Origin of the sequence: Citrobacter sp. CK199 (assembly GCF_030333285.1) — a bacterium.
Taxonomy (GTDB): Bacteria; Pseudomonadota; Gammaproteobacteria; order Enterobacterales; family Enterobacteriaceae; genus Citrobacter_B; species Citrobacter_B koseri.
On sequence record NZ_JAOWGF010000002.1, the window covers coordinates 1 to 376 of the forward strand.

Here is a 376-nt window from a genome sequence, read left to right on the forward strand (position 1 = left end):
TAACGAGGCGAACCGGGGGAACTGAAACATCTAAGTACCCCGAGGAAAAGAAATCAACCGAGATTCCCCCAGTAGCGGCGAGCGAACGGGGAGGAGCCCAGAGCCTGAATCAGCTTGTGTGTTAGTGGAAGCGTCTGGAAAGTCGCACGGTACAGGGTGAAAGTCCCGTACACGAAAACGCACAGGCTGTGAGCTCGATGAGTAGGGCGGGACACGTGGTATCCTGTCTGAATATGGGGGGACCATCCTCCAAGGCTAAATACTCCTGACTGACCGATAGTGAACCAGTACCGTGAGGGAAAGGCGAAAAGAACCCCGGCGAGGGGAGTGAAAAAGAACCTGAAACCGTGTACGTACAAGCAGTGGGAGCCTCTTT

The 376-nt window shown here is 54.5% G+C and carries 1 rRNA gene; it reads left to right on the forward strand.

What is annotated here, in order from left to right:
* A 23S ribosomal RNA gene (locus OGX75_RS00010) occupies positions 1–376 on the forward strand; the annotation flags it as partial.